At 70.8% G+C, this 20,275-nt stretch carries 20 protein-coding genes; 15 read left to right on the top strand and 5 right to left on the bottom strand.

The features are described 5' to 3' along the window. The first annotated feature begins 77 nt into the window (after window positions 1-77). Window positions 78-617 (top strand): adenine phosphoribosyltransferase, encoded by a 540-nt coding sequence (locus QRN23_RS14450; RefSeq protein ID WP_054147222.1) that lies wholly within the window; start codon window positions 78-80, stop codon window positions 615-617. Between the two features lie 40 nt (window positions 618-657). Here the strand turns inward: QRN23_RS14450 and QRN23_RS14445 are convergent, their stop codons facing one another. Then, complete coding sequence (locus tag QRN23_RS14445; protein ID WP_123571797.1) at window positions 658-1,392, bottom strand: M50 family metallopeptidase; 735 nt, start codon at window positions 1,390-1,392, stop codon at window positions 658-660. A 147-nt stretch (window positions 1,393-1,539) separates the two neighbouring features. Between QRN23_RS14445 and QRN23_RS14440 the strand changes: the two genes are divergently transcribed. Further along, entirely contained in the window at window positions 1,540-2,001 is a 462-nt protein-coding gene (locus tag QRN23_RS14440; RefSeq protein WP_056048134.1) for a VanZ family protein, read from the top strand. A 93-nt stretch (window positions 2,002-2,094) separates the two neighbouring features. Continuing rightward, window positions 2,095-2,364: a 30S ribosomal protein S15 gene (rpsO, locus tag QRN23_RS14435; protein ID WP_043596660.1), complete on the top strand. Its 270-nt coding sequence runs from the start codon at window positions 2,095-2,097 to the stop codon at window positions 2,362-2,364. Window positions 2,365-2,487: 123 nt separating this feature from the next. On the opposite strand, the gene QRN23_RS14430 is transcribed toward rpsO, so the two are convergent. Then, the gene (locus QRN23_RS14430) at window positions 2,488-3,756 is read right to left on the bottom strand and encodes an aggregation-promoting factor C-terminal-like domain-containing protein (RefSeq protein ID WP_285063922.1); all 1,269 of its coding nucleotides are present in this window, start codon (window positions 3,754-3,756) and stop codon (window positions 2,488-2,490) included. Between the two features lie 338 nt (window positions 3,757-4,094). Between QRN23_RS14430 and QRN23_RS14425 the strand changes: the two genes are divergently transcribed. Beyond that, a complete protein-coding gene (locus tag QRN23_RS14425) occupies window positions 4,095-6,368 on the top strand; it encodes a polyribonucleotide nucleotidyltransferase (RefSeq protein ID WP_056048130.1) in 2,274 nt (757 codons plus the stop codon). A 249-nt stretch (window positions 6,369-6,617) separates the two neighbouring features. Then, complete coding sequence (locus QRN23_RS14420; protein WP_236557008.1) at window positions 6,618-7,667, top strand: aldo/keto reductase; 1,050 nt, start codon at window positions 6,618-6,620, stop codon at window positions 7,665-7,667. Window positions 7,668-7,798: 131 nt separating this feature from the next. Here the strand turns inward: QRN23_RS14420 and QRN23_RS14415 are convergent, their stop codons facing one another. Then, the gene (locus QRN23_RS14415) at window positions 7,799-8,416 is read right to left on the bottom strand and encodes a TetR/AcrR family transcriptional regulator (RefSeq protein ID WP_123571792.1); all 618 of its coding nucleotides are present in this window, start codon (window positions 8,414-8,416) and stop codon (window positions 7,799-7,801) included. Between the two features lie 252 nt (window positions 8,417-8,668). On the opposite strand from QRN23_RS14415, the gene QRN23_RS14410 reads away from it, so the two are divergent. Together QRN23_RS14410 and QRN23_RS14405 are read left to right on the top strand one after the other, a co-directional pair. Beyond that, entirely contained in the window at window positions 8,669-10,033 is a 1,365-nt protein-coding gene (locus tag QRN23_RS14410; RefSeq protein WP_285063994.1) for a M16 family metallopeptidase, read from the top strand. Between the two features lie 14 nt (window positions 10,034-10,047). Beyond that, a complete protein-coding gene (locus QRN23_RS14405; RefSeq protein ID WP_285063993.1) occupies window positions 10,048-10,650 on the top strand; it encodes a histidine phosphatase family protein in 603 nt (200 codons plus the stop codon). A 27-nt stretch (window positions 10,651-10,677) separates the two neighbouring features. On the opposite strand, the gene QRN23_RS14400 is transcribed toward QRN23_RS14405, so the two are convergent. Continuing rightward, the gene (locus QRN23_RS14400) at window positions 10,678-11,199 is read right to left on the bottom strand and encodes a GNAT family N-acetyltransferase (RefSeq protein ID WP_277960299.1); all 522 of its coding nucleotides are present in this window, start codon (window positions 11,197-11,199) and stop codon (window positions 10,678-10,680) included. 63 nt (window positions 11,200-11,262) lie between these two features. On the opposite strand from QRN23_RS14400, the gene dapB reads away from it, so the two are divergent. Next, on the top strand, window positions 11,263-11,997 hold the full coding sequence (gene dapB / locus QRN23_RS14395) for a 4-hydroxy-tetrahydrodipicolinate reductase (RefSeq protein ID WP_056048121.1): 735 nt from the start codon (window positions 11,263-11,265) through the stop codon (window positions 11,995-11,997). 23 nt (window positions 11,998-12,020) lie between these two features. Beyond that, window positions 12,021-12,440 carry a tetratricopeptide repeat protein gene (locus tag QRN23_RS14390; RefSeq protein WP_192123093.1) on the top strand — a complete coding sequence of 140 codons (420 nt, stop codon included), beginning with the start codon at window positions 12,021-12,023 and terminating at the stop codon, window positions 12,438-12,440. 27 nt (window positions 12,441-12,467) lie between these two features. On the opposite strand, the gene QRN23_RS14385 is transcribed toward QRN23_RS14390, so the two are convergent. Beyond that, window positions 12,468-13,373 carry a TIGR01777 family oxidoreductase gene (locus QRN23_RS14385; protein WP_277960300.1) on the bottom strand — a complete coding sequence of 302 codons (906 nt, stop codon included), beginning with the start codon at window positions 13,371-13,373 and terminating at the stop codon, window positions 12,468-12,470. Window positions 13,374-13,464: 91 nt separating this feature from the next. On the opposite strand from QRN23_RS14385, the gene thyX reads away from it, so the two are divergent. From thyX to QRN23_RS14355, 6 genes are all read left to right on the top strand, one after another. After that, the gene (gene thyX / locus QRN23_RS14380; protein WP_277960301.1) at window positions 13,465-14,232 is read left to right on the top strand and encodes an FAD-dependent thymidylate synthase; all 768 of its coding nucleotides are present in this window, start codon (window positions 13,465-13,467) and stop codon (window positions 14,230-14,232) included. A gap of 96 nt (window positions 14,233-14,328) precedes the next feature. Next, window positions 14,329-15,306: a 4-hydroxy-tetrahydrodipicolinate synthase gene (gene dapA / locus QRN23_RS14375; RefSeq protein WP_285063920.1), complete on the top strand. Its 978-nt coding sequence runs from the start codon at window positions 14,329-14,331 to the stop codon at window positions 15,304-15,306. 83 nt (window positions 15,307-15,389) lie between these two features. Beyond that, window positions 15,390-17,066, top strand: coding sequence for a ribonuclease J (locus tag QRN23_RS14370; RefSeq protein WP_285063919.1), 1,677 nt, complete (start codon window positions 15,390-15,392; stop codon window positions 17,064-17,066). A gap of 192 nt (window positions 17,067-17,258) precedes the next feature. Further along, entirely contained in the window at window positions 17,259-18,281 is a 1,023-nt protein-coding gene (locus QRN23_RS14365) for a permuted SH3 domain-containing protein (protein WP_277959574.1), read from the top strand. Continuing rightward, a complete protein-coding gene (locus QRN23_RS14360) occupies window positions 18,281-19,042 on the top strand; it encodes an ABC transporter ATP-binding protein (RefSeq protein ID WP_123571788.1) in 762 nt (253 codons plus the stop codon). The genes QRN23_RS14365 and QRN23_RS14360 overlap by 1 nt, the downstream gene beginning before the upstream one ends. Then, entirely contained in the window at window positions 19,039-20,256 is a 1,218-nt protein-coding gene (locus QRN23_RS14355; RefSeq protein ID WP_285063918.1) for an ABC transporter permease, read from the top strand. The genes QRN23_RS14360 and QRN23_RS14355 overlap by 4 nt, the downstream gene beginning before the upstream one ends. The last annotated feature ends 19 nt before the right edge of the window (window positions 20,257-20,275 follow it).

Genomic DNA, 20,275 nt, shown 5'->3' with positions numbered 1-20,275 from the left:
GGTCGCGCGTCGCGGGGACGGACGCAGCAGGCCTCGAGGGGCGGGGGGGCGCCGTCCGCCCGACTACCGTTGAGGGCATGACCGTCACCGATGCCTCCTCGTTCGTCGACAGCAAGATCGCCGTCGTCCCCGACTTCCCGAAGCCCGGCATCCTCTTCCGCGACGTCACCCCGCTCTTCTCCGACGCCGACGCCTTCGCCACCGTGACCACGGCGCTCTCCGAGCCGTTCGACGGCGGGTTCGTCGCCGTCGCCGGCATCGAGGCGCGCGGCTTCGCGCTCGCCGGGGCCATCGCGATCGAGCAGGGCGTCGGCGTCCTCACGGTGCGCAAGGCGGGCAAGCTGCCCGGCGAGGTCCTCAGCGAGAGCTACGCCCTGGAGTACGGCGAGGCCACGCTCGAACTGCGTCCGAACCAGATCCCGGCGGGGTCGAGCGTCCTGATCGTCGACGACGTGCTGGCGACCGGCGGCACGGTCGAGGCGACCGTCACCCTGCTCGAACGAGCGGGTTACGTCGTGGCCGGCGTCGCCGTGCTGCTCGAGCTCGACGGTCTCGGTGGCCGGGCCCGCCTCGAGGGCCACGTCCCCGTGCACGCCCTGTCGTCCGCCCCCGCCTGACCTCTCGCGTCGGCCGCCGGGCGCCGGTGGCCGTCCGACCTCAGGCGAACGACCGAGCGGCCTCGAGCGCCCCGGGGAAGAGCAACCCCGCCCCGCCCAGCAGGCAGCCCAGGGCGACGAGCACGAAGACCCCGACCCAGACGACGCCCGGCACCCGGGTCAGCCCGGCGAGCTGGTCGGCGTCCGACGCGGTCGAGCGTGAGCGCCGCCGGCTGCGCTGCAGCTCGAGCGACGCCCGCAGCGCGCCGAAGCCGAGGACCGACGTCACGACGAGTCCGAACACCGCCTGCCAGGTCGGCGACGCGAAGAACGTCACGGCGACGACGAGGGCGGCGCCCAGCAGCACCACCCAGAGCCCGAACCAGTTGCGGATCTGCACGAGCATCAGCGCGAGCAGCAGCAGCAGGGCCCAGAGCAGCCCGGCCGCGTAGCCGGCCGACAGCAGCCACGCGGCGCCCAGGGCGGCGATCGCGGGTGCGGTGTAGCCGGCGAGCAACGTGATGACCATGCCCGCCCCGGTCCGCGGCCCCTTCGACACGGTCAGGCCCGAGGTGTCCGAGTGCAGTCGGATGCCCGTCAGCCGACGACCGGTCAGCACCGCGGCGAGGCCGTGCCCGCCCTCGTGCACGACGGTGACGGCGTGCCGCACCGTGTGCCAGGTGCCCGGCAGCAGCACGAGCAGCAGGCCGGCGGCGACGCTGCCGAGCAGCCACGAGCCGGGCAGCGGGGCGGCGAGCTGGCTGATCCGGGCCCAGAGGTCGGTGAGTGCGTCCACCCGACGAGCCTAGGAGGCGCGGTGCGCGGGGTCGCGCACCGCGCCTCCTCGGCCCTGCCGCGGTCGCCCCCGGGGCGGGTCGTCCTCCAGGCTGATCTTCGGCCGTTCCGGGCGTCCTCCCACCGACCGGTGCCGCACCATGGACGGATGCGTCGCGCCGTCCTCCTCCTGCTCACCCTCGTCTACCTCGCCGGGGTCGCCTGGATGACCCTGCGACCGAGCGTCTACGACGCGGACACCGGGGCGTTGCTCTGGCGGGCGCTCGACGTCTTCGCCCGGCACGACGAGACCTCGTGGATCACCTTCGCCCGGGTCGAGGCCGCGGCGAACGTGGCGATGTTCGTCCCGATGGGCATGTTCCCGGCGCTCCTGCTGCCGAAGCGCTTCTGGTGGGTCGGCATCGTGGTCGGGTTCGCCGCGACGGTGGGCATCGAGACCGTCCAGGCGACGTACCTGTCGGCCACGCGCTTCTCCGACCCGCAGGACCTCGTCATGAACACCCTCGGGGCCGCGATCGGCGCGGCGTTCGTCGGACTCGTCCTGCCCCGGCGGCGTCGGGGTCGGGGACGGGGCCGATCGCGACAGGGGTCGGCGGCGCCCGTCTGGTAGGCTCCTCAGGTTGCCGTCTGAACGGCCGCGGAGAAAGAGAGCTCGCACATCCGGTGACGAGCACCGCGCAACGAACTGAAAGGGGATCCCTCCATGGCACTCGCACCTGACGTCAAGACCCGGATCATCGAAGAATACGCGACCCACCCCGGCGACACCGGATCCCCCGAGGTCCAGGTCGCCGTGATGACGCAGCGCATCCTCGACCTGACCGAGCACCTCAAAGAGCACAAGCACGACCACCACTCGCGTCGTGGCCTGCTGCTGCTCGTCGGCCAGCGCCGTCGCCTCCTGGGCTACCTGTCCAAGGTCGACATCGAGCGCTACCGCACGCTCATCGGTCGTCTCGGCCTGCGCCGCTAGTCCTCGCGCTCCGGACGTCTCGACGACGGCCCCCTCGGCACCCAGCTCCGGCTGCACGCCGAGGGGGCCGTTCTCTCGTTCCGGGGGAGGGGCGGTGCCCGTGCCCGAGGGCAGGTGCGGCGCTCAGTACCAGTTGTTCGCGACCGAGTGCGCCCACGCGGCGCACATCGTGCCGTAGCGGCCCTGGATGTACCCGATGCCCCAGTCCACCTGGGTGCGGTAGTTCGTCTGCCAGTCCAGTCCACTCGAGGCCATCTTGTTGCCGGGCAGGGCCTGGGGGATGCCGTAGGCGCCGCCCGACGGGTTGGTCGCGGTGGTGCGCCAGCCCGATTCTTTGTTCCACAGCTGGACGAGGCAGGTGTACTCGGCCCCGGACCCGACCTTCGTGGCCGCGTAGGCCTTGGCGCCCGCCGGGTCGTTCACCGCTCCGGTCGGGGGAGGCGTCGCTCCGCCGGGACGTCCCGTGTCGGGGACGGTCGCCCCGCCCCCGGACGATCCACCACCCCCGGACGATCCGCCACCTCCGGACGATCCGCCACCTCCGGACGATCCGCCACGTGACGGCGCCTTCGCGGCGGCGGCGGTCTGGGCCTTCGCCGCGGCCTCCTGCGCCGCGTACGCCTGCTGCGCGGCGACCCCGGCCCGGTACTGCTGTTCGAGCTCCGCCGTCGAGTCCTTCAGGGCGGCGAGCTGGGCGTAGAGGTCGGTCGACCTCTGGGTGGCGCTGGCCACCTCGGCGTCCGCGGTCGCCTGCGCCGCGGCGGCCTGGTCGGCCGCGGCCTTGGCGTCGCGCGCGAGCGAGTCGCGCCGGTCGGCCGCGGTCGTCGCCTGCTCGCTGAGGGACGACACCGTGTTGCTCGCGGTCGTGGCGTCGGCGAGCACCGTCTGCCACCGGTCGCCGAGCTGCGTGAGCGAGCCCAACTGGTACAGCGCGGCCCCGGGGTCGGGCGACGTGAAGAGGTCGGTGCCCAGGGTCTGCGTGCCGCCGGTGCGGAACAGGCTGCCGGCGAGCTGGCCGGCCTCCCGCTCCGCCGTGTCGGCGGTGGCCCGCGCACGCTCGGCGTCGGCCGAGAGCTCGTCCGCTCGCTGCGACGCCGCCGCGAGGTCGGATTGCGCCGCCGCGTCGGCCCGGTCGGCGAGGACCGCCTCGTCGCTGCGGTCGGACGCGGCCTTCTCGAGGCTGTCGAGCGACGCGTCGATCAGGTCGACCTGCGCCTGGGTCGCCGCGGCGTTCCCCTTCGCGGCCTCGACCTGGGCCCAGGTCGGGTACCCCGCGGCGGACGCGGCGGACGGCGCCACGAGCGTCGTCAACACGAGAGCCAAGGAGGCGCCGGTCGCCACCGCGAGGCGGCTCGCGCGACGATCCCGGCCGGACCTGTCGTGAGCACGCATGGAGACGACCCTAACGCCGTCCCCCCGGCACCGCGCCTCCCCGTCCGGGCGACACCCGCGTCGCGGACCCCGGCCGGACGGGTCCGAGTGCTAGGATCGCGCTCGGAGCAGGCCGGTACGGCTGCTGGTCACCGGTGGTGACAGGCGGAATGCCCCGACCGACGCCGAGCGTCCGGGTCGGGTGCGGGGTCCGACCGTTTCTACTGTTGGCCAGACGTGCCACCGCCTCCGTCGCGTTGTTGCACGTGCATGTCGCCATGCCGTCCACGCCGCCCGCTCCGGTACACATCGATGCCCACACGGGGCCTCGATGCAAAACAAAGAGGAGTAGCCCCCACATGGAGGGTCCAGAGATCAAGTTCGGCGAAGCCGTCCTCGACAACGGCAAGTTCGGCAAGCGCACCATCCGATTCGAGACCGGTCGTCTCGCCCAGCAGGCTCAGGGAGCCGTCGCTGCCTACCTCGACGAAGACACCATGCTTCTGTCGGCCACGAGCGCCAGCAAGAAGCCGAAGGACAACTTCGACTTCTTCCCGCTCACCATCGACGTCGAAGAGCGTTCGTACGCCGCGGGCAAGATCCCCGGCTCGTTCTTCCGCCGCGAGGGTCGCCCCTCGACCGAGGCCATCCTGGTCTGCCGCCTCATCGACCGGCCGCTGCGTCCCTCGTTCGTCGAGGGTCTGCGCAACGAGGTCCAGGTCGTCATCACGGTGCTGAGCATCGCTCCCGACGAGTTCTACGACGCCCTCGCGATCAACGCGGCCAGCGCCTCCACCCAGATCTCGGGTCTGCCGTTCTCCGGCCCCATCGCCGGTGTGCGTCTCGCCCTGATCGGTGACCAGTGGGTCGCCTTCCCCAAGGCCAGCCAGCTCGCGGACGCCGTCTTCGACCTGACCGTCGCGGGCCGTGTCGTCACCGACGCCGCCGGCAACGAGGACGTCGCGATCATGATGGTCGAGGCCGAGGCCACCGAGCACGCCTGGGGTCTCATCCAGGGCGGCGCCACCAAGCCCGACGAGGCGATCGTGGCCCAGGGCCTCGAGGCCGCCAAGCCCTTCCTCAAGCAGCTCGTCGACGCCCAGGCGACGATGGCCGCCCAGGCCGCGAAGGAGATCGCCGACTACCCGGTGTTCCTCCCCTACACCGACGAGGTGCTCGAGGCCGTCACGGCCGCCGCCGGCACCGAGCTCGCCGAGGTGTACAAGATCGCCGGCAAGATCGAGCGCCAGGACGCCGACGACGCCCTCAAGTCGCGTGTCAAAGACGCGATCGCCGCCAAGGTCGACGCGGGCGAGCTGCCCGACACGGCCCTCGGCCAGGTCGGTGCCGCCTACAAGTCGGCCACGAAGAAGGTCGTCCGCGACCGCATCCTCACCGAGCAGATCCGCATGGACGGCCGCGGCCTCGCCGACATCCGTCCGCTCGACGCCGAGGTGCAGGTCATCCCGCGCGTCCACGGCTCCGCCATCTTCCAGCGCGGCGAGACCCAGATCATGGGCGTCACCACGCTGAACATGCTCAAGATGGAGCAGCAGATCGACTCGCTGAGCCCGGTCACCAAGAAGCGCTACCTGCACCACTACAACTTCCCGCCCTACTCGACCGGTGAGACCGGCCGCGTCGGGTCGCCGAAGCGTCGCGAGATCGGGCACGGCTTCCTCGCCGAGCGCGCCCTCGTGCCGGTGCTGCCCAGCCGCGAAGAGTTCCCCTACGCGATCCGTCAGGTGTCCGAGGCCCTCGGCTCCAACGGTTCGACGTCGATGGGTTCGGTCTGCGCGTCGACCCTGTCGCTGCTCAACGCCGGTGTGCCCCTCAAGGCCCCGGTCGCCGGCATCGCCATGGGACTCGTCTCCGACACCGTCGACGGTCAGACCCGCTACGCGGCCCTGACCGACATCCTCGGTGCCGAAGACGCTCTGGGCGACATGGACTTCAAGGTCGCCGGCACGAGCGAGTTCGTCACGGCGATCCAGCTCGACACCAAGCTCGACGGTCTGCCGACCGCCGTGCTCGACGCCGCCCTCAAGCAGGCGAAGGAGGCGCGCACCGCCATCCTCGGCGTGCTCAACTCGGCGATCGACGCCCCCGACGAGATGGCCCCGACCGCGCCCCGCGTGATCTCGGTCCAGATCCCGCAGGACAAGATCGGCGAGCTGATCGGCCCCAAGGGCAAGACGATCAACGCCATCCAGGACGAGACCGGCGCCGACATCAGCATCGAAGAAGACGGAACCGTCTACATCGGTGCCGTCGACGGTCCCTCGGCCGAGGCCGCCCGCGCCCAGGTCAACGCGATCGCCAACCCGACCAACCCCGAGATCGGCGAGCAGTTCCTCGGCACGGTCGTCAAGATCGCGTCCTTCGGTGCGTTCGTCTCGCTCCTCCCCGGCAAGGACGGCCTGCTGCACATCAGCGAGGTCCGCAAGCTCGCCGGCGGCAAGCGCGTCGAGAACGTCGAGGACGTCCTCGGCGTCGGCCAGAAGATCCTCGTCGAGATCACGAAGATCGACGACCGCGGCAAGCTCTCGCTCGCCCCGGTCGTGGCGGAAGAAGCCGACACCGACTCGAGCGGAGCGACCGAGCAGTCGACCGACGAGTCCGTCGACGCGTAGTCACCGCACCACGAAGGGCCCGCCCCGACCTCGGTCGGGGCGGGCCCTTCGCCGTCCCGGCGTGGCTCCCTGGTCGCTGCCGGAGCAGGAGGCGCGTCCCCCGGATCGGGGCGGCGACACGGCGTAACGATTGGGTGCGGCGGCGGCGGAAACCGGGCGCGTGGCCGTATTCTTGATCGTGGAGGGCGAACCATACCCCATGCGATCGCACAGAGTCGCATCGGGAATTCGCGACGAGGAAGGAACGGCGTGACCGAGACGACGGCCGAGCTCGCCCGTTCTGCCACGTCCGACTTCGCCGCCGCAGCCGCCATCGCGGCCGCCGCCGCCCGGGCGTCCGCCGCCCAGCCCACCGTTCCCGTCGATCTCGGCATCATCCAGCCGCGCCGCCGTCTGGGCCTCTCCGACCTCAAGGTCTTCCCCTTGGCCCTCGGCGGCAACGTGTTCGGGTGGACGGCCGACCAGGCCGAGACGACCTCCGTGCTCGATGCCTACTTCGATCTCGGCGGCAACTTCGTCGACACGGCCGACTCCTACGCCGGGGGTCGCAGCGAGATCATGATCGGATCGTGGATGCGCTCCCGTCGATCACGCGACGACATGGTCGTGTCCACCAAGGTGGGCAAGAGCGCCGACAACCCCGGTCTGACCCCCCGCGCGATCGAGCGGGCCGTCGACGCGTCCCTCGAGCGGCTCGGAACCGACCACATCGACCTGCTCTACCTGCACGTGGACGACACCGAGGTGGCGTTCGAGCGCACCCTGCTGGCCGTCGACCACCTCATCCGGGTGGGCAAGGTCCGATGGTTCGGTGGTTCCCATCACTCGGGCAACCGCCTCTACGAGGCCCGCATCGCGGCGGGGATGCTCGGAATCGCCCCGATGGTGGCCCTGCAGAACCAGTACAACCTCCTCGACCGGTCCGAGTACGAGAAGGGCCTGGCGCACGTCGCCGCGCAGCAGCGACTCGCCGTCATGCCGCGCTTCGCCCTCGCCAGTGGGTTCCTCGCGGGCAAGTACCGTTCGCGCTCCGACTTCGCCCACAGCCCCCGTCGCCGGGCGCTCGCGAAGTACTTGTCCAAGAGGGGCCTCAGGGTCGTGCACGAGCTGGACCGCATCGCGTCCGTCCACGAGGTCTCGAGTGCTGCGATCGCGCTGGCCTGGTTGCTCGCCAAGCCGAACGTCGTGGCACCGGTGGCCAGTGCGACGAACGCCAAGCAGGTCTACGAACTCGCCCAGGCCGCGCGGGTGCAGCTCACACGCAACCAGGTCCTCGACCTCGACCGCGCCTCGGCCTGACCGCCAGGCGACGTGGTCGGCCCGTACCTGGGGGTACCCGACGACGACGTCCGCGGGGACGGCGCCACGGTGACGCGCTGCCGGGACAGCGCCCATGGTGACGTCGATGTGCTGCGTCGTCCGCCGATGACCTAGGCGGCGACGAGGAGCCGCTCCGCCGTGCGGCGCAGGGAAGCCGCCGCGGCGATGGCGTCGCCGGCGTAGGCGCCCACCTGGGCGCCGTCGAGGGCGAGGACGAGATCGTCCGCTGCGTCGCCCGGCAGGGGGTGGCCCGCGACCTTGAAGAGGGAGACCATCTCGGCCGTCAGCCACTCGCGGTGCTCGGCGATGGCGAGACGGACGGGGTGGGTCGGATCGCTGAACTCGGACGCCGCGTTGGCGAAGGCCGAGCCTCGGAACGACACGGTCTGGAGTCGGGCGCCGACCGCCTCGAGGTACGCCTCGAGGGTCGCGCGGCCCCCGTCGTGGGCCTCGACCAGGGCGGACAGCTCGGCTGCCTCGAGGTCGTGACGACCGGCGAGGTACTCGAGCACGAGGGTGTCCTTCGCGCCGAAGTGCTTGTAGAACGTCGCCTTGGTCACCGACGACTCGGCGATGAGGCGGTCGACGCCGACGACGCGGACGCCCTCGTCGTAGAACAGGCGATTGGCGGTCGTCAGGACGCGGGATCGGGCACCGGGGACGGGGGAGTCGGCGCGAGGGCGACCAGGGAGACGCTGGACGGCCGGTTGGGGGGAATCGACCGTCACAGCGTGGCTCCTTGGGACGTCTCGGCTAGAAGCCGCGTGGGGGACGCGCGCTCCGGACCTTCTGACGACGTCCGACCAGCCGCCGACGACGACCATCAGGGGGGATGGGGTCGTCGTCGGTGGTCTGACTCTAACACCGATGAGGACAAACAGAGTTGTCTGTTTGTCCTCAGAATCGTCCCCCAGTTCGGGTGCCAGCCGTCCCGTGGGGCTCACGGACTACCGCAGGGGAGGTCGCCTAGGCTCGACATGATGAACGGCCCTGTCTCCTTCCCGCTCGACGAGGTCGAGATCTCCTTCCGCGCCACGGGCGACGCGCTGGTGAGGCGCACCGTGCTGCCCTCGGGCGTCCGGGTGCTCAGCGAGCGCATGCCCGGGGCGCGCAGCACGACCATCGGCCTCTGGGTCGCGGTCGGGTCCCGTGACGAGTCGGACGCCGAACGGGGGTCGACCCACTTCCTCGAGCACCTCCTCTTCAAGGGCACCCCGACCCGGTCCGCCCTCGACATCGCGGTGTCGTTCGAGTCGGTGGGTGGCGAGCACAACGCCGCGACGGCCAAGGAGTACACCTGCTACTACGCCCGGGTGCGCGACGTCGACCTCGACGACGCGATCGACGTGCTCACCGACATGGTGACCTCGTCGACCCTCGACCCGGCCGAATTCGAGACCGAACGAGGGGTGATCCTCGAAGAACTCGCCATGGCGGAGGACGATCCAGCCGACATGGCCGGTGAGCGGCTCTTCGAGTCGGTCTTCGGCGACCACCCGCTCGGTCGTCCGATCGGGGGGTCGCCCGAGAGCATCCGTGCTGCGGCCCGCGACGACGTGGACCGGCACTACCGAGCGAACTACCGTCCGCAGGATCTCGTCGTGTCCATCGCCGGGGCGGTCGACCACGACCGAGCACTCGAGCGGTTGACGGCGGCGCTCGACCGGGCCGGGTGGCCCACCGAGTCGGCGTCGCCCGTGCCCCGTCGCGACGACGCACCCGTCGGGCTCGTCGCGGGTGAACCGCTCCAGGTGATCCGGCGTCCCCTCGAGCAGGCCACCGTCCTGCTGGGGCTGCCGGGCATCTCCGTCGGGGACGACCGCCGACCCGCCCTGGCCGTGCTGAACTCGGTGCTCGGCGGGGGCATGTCGTCTCGACTGTTCCAAGAGATCCGTGAGCGCCGTGGACTCGCCTACTCGGTCTACTCGTTCGCCCCGAGCTACTCCGACGCCGGTCTCTTCGGGCTCTATGCCGGGTGCACGCCCGCCAATGCCGGAGAGGTCGCCCGGCTCATGCTCGGCGAGCTCGAAGGCCTCGCCACCGACGGCATCACCGACGACGAGCGCCGACGAGCCCTCGGCCAACTCGGAGGGGCGGCGGCCCTTGCCCTGGAGGACAGCGACACCCGGATGAACCGCCTCGGTCGGGCCGAGATCTCGACGGGTGAGTTCGTCGACCTCGACACGTCCCTCGCCCGGGTCGAGGCCGTGACGTCCGACGACGTCCGGACGTTGGCGGACCGTCTCCTCTCCGGCCCCTTGTCGACCGTGCTGGTGGGCGAGGTCGACGAGACGTCCTTCCCGATCCCGATCCCGACGACGACGTCGGGAGCGACCCCTCGATGAACCAGGAGACGACGGTGTCCCATTACCTCTACCTCGTCCGGCACGGCGAACAGCAGGACGCCGAGCACGGACTGCCCGACGGTCCACTGAGCGAACGGGGCAAACGCCAGGTGCGCCTCCTCGCCGAGCGCCTCGGGGGAGTCCCCTTCGACGCAGCGTGGCACTCCCCGCTCGAGCGCGCCGAAGAGACGGCCGCGATCATGACCGAGCGCATGCCGGCCCTCGAGTCACAGCCGTCGACCCTCCTCTTCGACTGCGTGCCGTCCGGTCCGACGGCCGAAATGCCGTCGTCCTACAAGCCGTTCTTCGGCGGGGTCACGGACGAGCAGATCGAGGCCGGGCAGGCCCAGATGTCCGACGCGGTCGCCGAGTGGCTCACCCCGGCCCGAGAGGACCGCCACGATCTCCTCATCACGCACAACTTCGTGATCGGGTGGTTCGTCCGCGAGGTGTTCGGAGCGCCGGACTGGCGGTGGATGGGCGTCAACCAGGCCAACGCCGGGCTGACGATCATCCGGGTGCGATCGGCGAAGCCGCCGGAGCTCGTGACGCACAACGACCTCGGGCACCTGCCCGTCGAGCTGCGCACCGGCCTTCCGGTCGAACAGCCCTTCTGAGGTCTTCGTCCGCCGGAGGCACCGCCCTCAGGCGGTCCCGCGCGGGTCCTCTGCCCGGACGGCCTTGCCGTACCACGTCGTGGCGTTCGGGTTCGCGTTGTAGGGCTCGATCGTCGCGTACCCCGCGCTGCGGTAGAGCCCTCCGGCAGCCGCCAGGCTGTCGTTCGTGTCGAGCACGATCTCGTCGGCCCCGAATGCGGACGCCCGACGTTCGAGTTCGTCCAACAAGGCCCGACCGAGACCCAGTCCCCGGCCCGCGGGACGCACGTAGAGGTGCTTGACCTCGTACCGCACGGCCCCCGAGGCCGAGGGGGCGATGAGTCGGATGCCGCCGCACGCGGTCGGCTCGGAGGCCCGGCCCGCGTCGGCCGGTTCTGCCTCGACGACGACGAACACGCCGCCCGGCGGCACGAAGGCCGTGGCGTCGGGCAGGGTCGTCGTGTACGTGCCCTGTGCCGAGGGGAAGGTGCTCTCGCGCTCGGTGAAGTACTCGGTCAGGAGGGCGGCGGCATCGGGGGAGGAGACGCTCGTCTCGCGGAACCTGGGCATGCCGTCCATGCTAGGTCGCGGCGCGGCCCGGTCCGTCGTGGTGCCCCCGGTAAGTTGGACGGCATGACTTCGCGCATCGCCGTGGTGGGAGCCACCGGCACCCTCGGTTCGTTCATCGTCGACCTCGTCGAGCGCACCCCGGGGCTCGAGCTCCACGCCGGTCTCTCGTCCCGCGACGATCTCGACGACGTCCTCGGGGCCGACCTCGTCGTCGACGTCACGCACCCTGCCGTCAGTCCGGGGATCGTCGAGCACGTCGTCCGCGCGGGCATCCCGGTGCTCGTCGGAACCTCGGGCTACAACGCCGAACGCCTGGCCCGTCTCTCGACGGTCGTCTCCGACGCGGACGGCCCAGGCGTCCTGGTGGTGCCGAACTTCTCGATCGGTTCGGTGCTCGCGACGCGGTTCGCCACCCTCGCGGCGCGCTTCTACGAATCCGTCGAGATCGTCGAGGCGCACCATCAGGGCAAGGTCGACTCGCCGTCGGGCACGGCCGTGCGCACGGCGGAACTCATCGCCGAGGCTCGTCGGGACCTCGGCCCGGTGTCGGCGCCGCACGCGGACCAACGGGCCAGGGGTCAGCAGGTGGCGAGTGTGCCGGTGCACAGCATGCGCCTGCGCGGCGTCGTCGCGAGGCAGGAGGTCGTCTTCGGCGGTGACGGCGAGACCCTCACGCTCACGCACGACACGCTCTCGCAACGCGCGTACGAGAAGGGGCTCCTCGTCGCCATCGAGGCCACCCCGGGCGTGACCGGGGTCGTCGTGGGGCTCGACGCCGTCCTGCCCCTCGAATCGTGAAGGGGCGTGCGGCCGCGCTCCTGATGGCGCTGCTCCTGCTCCTCTACGTCGTGCTGGTCGGTCAGCGGGCCGTCCTCTTCCTGTCGACGGGCGAACCGGTCGCCATCGCGCTCGGCGTCGCCCTGCTCGTCCTCCCCCTCCTGGGATTGTTCGCCTTGGTGGTCGAACTGCGCTTCGGTCTGCGCACACAGCAGATCGTCGGGCAACTCGCGGCCGAGGGCGGATTGCCGGTCGACGACGTGCCACGGCGTACCTCCGGTCGGTACGAGCGCGAGGCGGCCGACGCGGCGTTCCCCGCCTACAAGACGGCCGTCGAGGCGGCACCCGACGACTGGCGCGCGTGGTTCCGCCTGGGCCTGGCCTACGACGCCTGCGGTGACCGCCGACGAGCTCGCCAGGCCCTGCGCTGGGCCATCAAGCTCCGGCGCGAGACGGCCGGCTGAAGCCGCCCACCCGAGTCGTGCGCGTGCTCAGAGCGCGTCGACGAACGCGGTCAGCGCGTCCTCGACCGTGCGGTGCCTGAAGGTGAAACCGTCGCGCTCGAGCACCTCGGGCACGACCTGCTGGCTCGGCAGCAGCATCTCCCGCCCGGCCTCCTGCATGGCGGTCGAGATGACGGCCTCGGGAACGCCCAGCAGGTAGGGACGGTGCAGGTCGGCCGCCAGGGTGCGCGTCACGAGGTCGCTCGTCGCCGGCGTGGGGCCGACCAGGTTCACGGGTCCCGAGACGGACGACGTGAGGAGGTGCACGATCGCGGCGGCCTCGTCGTGCACGCTGATCCAGGGCCAGAACTGGTCACCGGTGCCGAGTCGTGAGCCGAGCCCCAGCTTGGTGAGCGGCAGCAGGGGCTTGAGCGCGCCTCCTCCAGGGCCGATGACGATGCCGGTCCGCAGCATCACGACGCGCGTGGCCTCGGGGGCCTTCCGGGCGGCGGCCTCCCAGGCGACGACGACGTCGCTCAGGAACCCCTCACCCCGGCCGCTCGACTCGGTGAGTCGTTCGCCGGGCCGATCGCCGTAGACGCCGACGGCCGAGCCGCTGAGGAAGGTCGAGGGCGCCGTGGACGCCGCCGCCATGCCGTCGACGAGCGTCGACGTCGCGGCCAGACGTGACTCGAGGATCTCGCGCTTGTACCCGGCCGTCCAGGGCAGACGACCCAAGGAGGCGCCGGCCAGGTTCACGACGGCGTCCGCGCGGGCGATCAGGTCGTGGTCGACGATGCCGGCGCTGGGCACCCAGGTGTACTCGTCGTCGGCCCGGGGTTCGCGACGCACCAGCGAGAGCGGACGGTGGCCTGCCTCGCGCAGCTGGCGGGTGAGTTCGGTGCCGATCATGCCGCTGGCGCCGGAGATCAGGACGGTGAGTGCGTCGGTCATGGGGACACCGTATTCCGGCCCGCTGGGGGAGCGTCCGCCGGTGGCGCGGGCGCCTCCCGTCGGGAGCGCCCTGCGAGGTAGAGTCGACGCCGTGCCCGAGACCGAAGCCACCCCCGCCGTGCCCTCCGACAAGACCCCCGAGTTCCGTTCAGACGTCACCGTCGAGCTGGTCCGCTCGAGTGCCCACGACTCCGACGTGCTGTTCGCGGCCCGGGTCTCCACCATGGGCGAGCTCACACTCGACGGCGCGCAGGCGTCGGCCGACGGGGCCCAGGCGACCAAGGGTGCCGGCCTGATCAACTACCTGATGCGCGACCGTCACGGCTCGCCGTTCGAGCACAACTCGATGACCTTCTACGTGCAGGCGCCGATCTTCGTCTTCCGCGAGTTCATGCGTCACCGCATGGCCAGCTACAACGAAGAGAGTGGTCGTTACCGCGAGCTGAACCCGGTCTTCTACGTCCCCGCTCCCACGCGCAACCTGCAGCAGGTCGGCAAGCCCGGCGCCTACGACTTCCTGCCCGGCACACCCGAGCAGTCCGCGCTGGTCGACGAGGCCACCCGCGCCGCGTCGGTGCAGGCGTTCGAGGCCTACCAGCGCATGCTGGACGCCGGCATCGCCCGCGAGGTCGCGCGGATCGTGCTGCCGTTGAACATCTACTCGTCGATGTACGTGACCGTGAACGCACGGTCCCTGATGAACTTCCTGAGCCTCCGGACGAAGCGCGAGGGCACCCACTTCCCGTCGTTCCCGCAGCGCGAGATCGAGATGTGCGCCGAGAAGATGGAAGACCTCTGGGCCGAGCTCATGCCCCTCACCTACGCGGCGTTCGGGGCGAACGGGCGCGTCGCCCCCTGACGGCCGTCCTCGCCGACGCGACCGGCGCCTCCTGACCGGGGCGTCCGACGCCTCACGAGGAGGTCGGGCCCGACGCGAGCCAGTACGCTGGAGGGCGTGTCGAACATCAGCAACCCCTTCGGTCAGGTCCTCGTCGCCCTCGTGACGCCGTTCACCGCTGACGGCGAGGTCGATTGGCCTGCTGTCGAGAAGCACATCGACGACTGCATCAGCGCCGGGGCCGACGGCATCGTCGTCACGGGCACGACGGGCGAGACCAGCACGCTGACCGACCCCGAGAAGCTCCGACTCGTCGAGGTGGGCAAGTCGGTCGCCGCAGGCCGGGCCAAGATCATCACGGGTGGCGGGTCGAACGAGACGGCGCACGCCATCCAGCTCTACAAGGCCAGCGAGAAGGCCGGCGCCGACGGCGTCATGATCGTCACGCCTTACTACAACAAACCCACGCAGGCCGGTGTGCTCACGCACTTCCGCATGATCGCCGACGCGACCGACCTGCCGGTCATCCTGTACGACATCCCGGGCCGCACCGGCATCCCGATCAGGTACGAGACCCTGCTCCGGGCCGCCAAGCACCCGAACATCGTCGCCGTGAAGGACGCCAAGGGCGACTTCGCCGAAGTCAGTCGGGTCCTGAACCAGACCGACCTCCTCTACTTCTCGGGCGACGACGCCAACGTGCTGCCCCACCTCGCCATCGGCGCCTCGGGCCTCATCGGCGTCACCGCGAACATCGCCGCGGCGCCGTACCGCACCATCGTCGACGCCGTGAACGTCGGCGACCTGCACACCGCGACCGAGGCGCACCAGATGCTCGAGCCGCTCGTGCGCGCCGTCATGACGCACGTGCCGGGCACCGTCGCGGCGAAGTACATCCTGCACGGCCTCGGTCGCATCTCGAGCCCCCGCGTGCGCCTCCCCCTGGTCGGCCCGGAAGACAGCGAGGCCGCCCTGATCGAGGACGAGCTGTCGCACGTGGGCTCGATCCCCGGCCTCGACCTCAGCCGCTTCCGGCCCGACCGCAACGCGGCGGCCGGCGGTGCGCTGCCCAAGGTGCACGGCACCACGCGCTGACCTCCTGATCCCCGCCGACGACGACGTCGGCCGCAGACCTCCCGCACAGAGGGGCACGAGCCCCACGCCAACCGAAGGAACAGATGCCCGCGACAATCCATGCCCCCCGAGAACTCGCCAAAGGCACGCTCCGCGTGATCCCGGTCGGCGGGCTCGGCGAGATCGGCCGCAACATGACGGTCTACGAGATCGACGGCAAGCTGCTCATCGTCGACTGCGGAGTGCTCTTCCCCGAAGAGCACCAGCCTGGCGTCGACCTGATCCTGCCCGACTTCTCGCCCATCCGTGATCGCCTCGACGACATCCTCGCCGTCGTGCTGACGCACGGCCACGAGGACCACATCGGCGCCGTGCCCTACCTCCTGCGTCTCCGCAAGGACATCCCGCTGATCGGTTCGCAGCTGACGCTCGCGCTGATCGAGGCGAAGCTCAAAGAGCACCGCATCACGCCTTACACCCTGGCCGTCAAAGAGGGTGGGCGCGAGTCGCTCGGGCCGTACGACCTCGAGTTCATCGCGGTCAACCACTCGATCCCGGACGCTCTCGCCGTCGCCATCCGCACGTCGGCCGGCACCGTGCTGCACACCGGCGACTTCAAGATGGACCAACTGCCGCTCGACGACCGCATCACCGACCTCCGGGCGTTCGCCCGCCTCGGTGAAGAGGGCGTGGACCTCTTCCTGCCCGACTCGACGAACGCCGACGTGCCCGGGTTCACCGCGCTCGAGCGGGACATCGGGCCCGTGCTCGACGACGTGATCCGCCGGGCTCCGCGTCGCGTGGTCGTCGCGAGCTTCTCCAGCCACGTGCACCGCGTCCAGCAGGTGCTCGACGCGGCTCACGCCAACGGTCGCCGCGTGGCCTTCATGGGCCGCTCGATGGTCCGCAACATGGGCATCGCGGCCGACCTGGGGTACCTCAAGGTGCCGGACGGCGTCCTGATCGACGCCAAGAAGGCCAAAGACCTTCCCGACGACCGCATCGTCTACATGAGCACCGGGTCACAGGGCGAGCCGATGGCCGTCCTCGCCCGCATGGCGAACCTCGAGCACCAGATCGAGATCGGCGCGGACGACACGATCATCCTCGCGTCGAGCCTGATCCCCGGCAACGAGAACGCGGTCTACCGCGTCATCGACGGCCTCACCAAACTCGGGGCCAAGGTCGTCCACAAGGGCAACGCCAAGGTCCACGTCTCGGGGCACGCCTCCGCCGGCGAGCTGTTGTACTGCTACAACATCCTGCGGCCGAAGAACGTCATGCCCGTCCACGGCGAGCACCGGCACCTGTACGCGAACGCGGCGTTGGCGGTCCGGACCGGCGTGCCGCAGAAGAACACCATCCTCGGCGAGGACGGCATCGTCGTCGACCTGCGCGACGGAGTCGCCGAGGTCGTCGGCCAGCTCGACATCGGTTACGTCTACGTCGACGGCTCGACCGTCGGCGAGATCACCGACGCCGATCTGAAGGACCGCCGCATCCTGAGCGAAGAGGGCTTCATCTCGGTCTTCATCGCGATGGACGCGTCCACGGGCCGTGTCGTGGTCGGACCCGAGATCCAGTCGCGTGGCTTCGCAGAAGACGAGCGGGTCTTCGACGACGTCAAGCCCAAGATCATCGCGGCCCTCACCGAGGCGGCGGAGAACGGCACGCGTGACACGCATGCCTTCAGCCAGGTCGTGCGGCGCACGGTCGGTCGCTGGGTGAACACGCAGCACCGTCGTCGTCCGATGATCGTGCCGGTGGTCATCAGCGCCTGACGCGCAGGCACACGACGACGGCCCACGGGAGACCCCGTGGGCCGTCGTCGTACCCCGGGCGCGAGGCCGGCACTCTGATGGTCCTCGAGGAGGGCATCGCGGGCCCGCAGTCATCCTCGGGGGTGAGGCGGCGACACCCGGTGCGTCGATACGGTGACGTCTGACACGTCAGTACATCGACCGGGGGTAGCCGTGCGCATCGCCAAAGTCTGGGTCTTCCCGATCCTGCGCATCCTGATCTTCGTCGCCATCGCGGCGGCACTCGTCAAGCTCGCGTTCTTCGCGGCGCCGGCCGTCGGCGACGACACCGTCGCCGTGCCGACCGGCGAGCTCGTCGAACCACAGGTCGCCGTGGCCGTCGGCACCATCACGAACGACGTGGTGGTGGACGCGAGCGTCGTCGCCGACCCCGCGGCTCCCGTGCCCGCGACGCTGGCGGGCACGGTCACCGGCGTCGACGTCGTCAAGGGACAGGCGGTCGCGGCGGGGGACCGACTCGCGACGCTCCGGTCCGAGACGCCGCAGGAGCCCCTGGTGGCCGCCGACGGCACCGTGACCGAGCGCAAGCCGATCGTCAAGACCGCCGTCATCACGGCACCCGTGGCCGGGACGATCTCGGCCGTCGCGGTGATCAAGGACCAGACGGTCGTCGTGGGTGACGCGGTCGCGCAGGTCGCGCCTCCCACCTTCCACGTGACGGGGTCGCTCGCTGCCGACCAGCTGTACCGGCTCGTCAGCCGCCCGACCGAGGGTTCCGTCGCGATCACCGGGGGACCGGCGCCGTTCCCGTGCACGGCGCTCACCGTCGGGGGGAGCACCCCGTCATCCGCCGGGCCGGACGACGGCGGGGACGCCGGCGCGCCGACGGGGGACTCGTCGGGCCAGAGCGTGTCCTGCGTCGTGCCGGGCGACGTCACCGTGTTCAGCGGACTCGCCGCCAGGCTGACCATCCCTGCCGGTGTCGCCACCGACGTCCTGACCGTGCCCCTCACGGCCGTGGAGGGCGCGGCGGGCAAGGGCGTCGTCTCGGTCGTCGGAGCGGACGGTTCCACCGAGGAGCGCGACATCACGCTCGGCATCAACGACGGCACGATCGTCGAGGTCACGGGTGGCCTCGCCGAGGGCGACCAGGTGCTCGAATTCGTCCCGGGTGCCGCCGCCGCACCACAGGGCGACTGCGTCGACCCGGCCACGGGCGCGGACCTCTGCGGCTGATGGCTCTGATCAGGCTCGAGGCGGTCACCAAGACGGTGCCCCTCTCCGACGACCGGACGCTGGACATCCTCACGGGCGTCGACCTCGAGGTCGACGCCGGCGAGCACGTGAGCATCGTGGGTCGTTCGGGGTCGGGCAAGTCCACCCTGCTCAACATCCTCGGGCTCATCGACGAGCCCACCACGGGGACGCACTGGTTCGACGACGTCGACGTGCGCTCGATCCGGCGCGGCCGGCGCGACCGGCTGAGGGGTGCCCAGGTCGGGTTCATCTTCCAGCAGTTCAACCTGCTCCAGGGGCGCTCGGCCCTCGAGAACGTCATGACCCCCCTGCTCTACTCGTCGGGTTCCGAGTTCTGGCGTCGCCGGTCCATCGCGGGCGAGATGCTCGAGCGCGTGGGTCTCGGTCACCGGGCCGACTCCATGCCCCATCGCCTGTCGGGTGGCGAACAACAGCGCGTCGCGATCGCCCGCTCGCTCGTGCGACGGCCGCGCGTCATCCTCGCCGACGAACCCACCGGCGCCCTCGACGTCGAGACGGGCGCCGGGGTGATGACGCTGCTGGACGGCATCGCGACCGAGAACGAGGCCGCCCTGGTCACCATCACCCACGACCTGGCCGTCGCCGCCCGGGCCTCGAGGCACTACCAGCTCGACACCGGTGTCCTCTCGGCGTCGGTCGACGGAGCTCTCGGAACACCGACGTCGACGTCGTCGTCTGCCGCGTCGACGTCGTCCTCGCGGGACGAGGTCGACGCGTGAAGCGTGTGGTGGCCGACGTGGTGGGGGCTTTCGCCGAGGCCTGGGCCGAACTGCGCGTCAACAAGCTCCGCGTGCTGCTCAGCCTGATCGGGGTCGCAGTCGCCGTCGCGGCCCTGACCGGCGTGGTCGCCCTCGGCGGGCTCGCCGAGCAGTCCTCCCGCGAGAACGCGGAGCGGTTCGGTGGCCGTCCCGCGAACTACTACGTCAACGCCTACTCCAACGGTGCCACGTCGCCGAGCACCGAGGCGATCGCGGACGCCTTCGCCACGACGACGGCACGCTACGGAATCGAGCAGACCAGCCGCGTCGTGTACGGCAATCGAGCCGTCCAGCTGCCGGACGGAGTGACCGAGGTCGGGGCCGTCACGGTCGACGTCCCCTACGGCGAGATGCACCGGGTCGTCATGACGGAGGGGTCGTGGTTCACCGACGGGGACGCGTCACGTCTCGCGCCGCCCGTCATCGTCAACGAGGTGCTCTGGCGGCAGCTCGGTTCCCCACCGTTGTCGTCGCATCCGACCCTGCTGGTCCGAGGGGCGGATTCGGCGACGCTCGTCGTCACCGGAGTCTCGGCCGCGACCGAGCACGACGGTCCGCAGATGTACCTTCTGCCGATCACCGACCACGACCTCGCCCTGGCGAGCTACGGCGCCGAGACCCCGCAGTACGAGATGTGGCTGCCGCCCGAGACCAGCGATGCCCTGAGCGCTCAGGTGGCGTCCGACATGGGGGCCAGCCTCGGCGACGACGTGCAGGTCGACGTGTCGCGACAGGACTACGCCGCAGGCGGCGACGCCGACCCCTTCGGTCCCATCAAGCTGATCATCACCGGGGTCGGTGTGCTGGTGTTGTTGCTGGGCGGTCTCGGCCTCGTCAACATCGCGCTCGTGACCGTCCGTCAGCGCATCCGCGAGATCGGCGTGCGCCGGTCCTTCGGGGCCACGGCTCCTCGGGTCTTCTTCTCGGTCATGCTCGAGAGCGTCGTCGGCACGGTCGTCGCGGGAGCCGTCGGCGTGATGGTGGCCGTCCTGGTCGTCGAGAACCCGACGGTCCAGGGCTTCATCGCGCAGGGCGCCGTCAGCGATCTCCCGCCGTTCCCGGTCGAGGCGGCCCTGATCGGTCTGGCGTCGGCCACGGCGATCGGAGCGGTGGCCGGTCTCCTGCCTGCTCTCGTGGCGATCCGCGTCAAGGTGATCGACGCCATCCGCTACTGACACACACCGGAGCACCTCC

It is taken from the genome of Frigoribacterium sp. ME-P-080, assembly GCF_030209595.1.
Lineage (GTDB): Bacteria > Actinomycetota > Actinomycetes > Actinomycetales > Microbacteriaceae > Frigoribacterium.
This window is presented reverse-complemented; position numbering and strand designations above follow the sequence as displayed.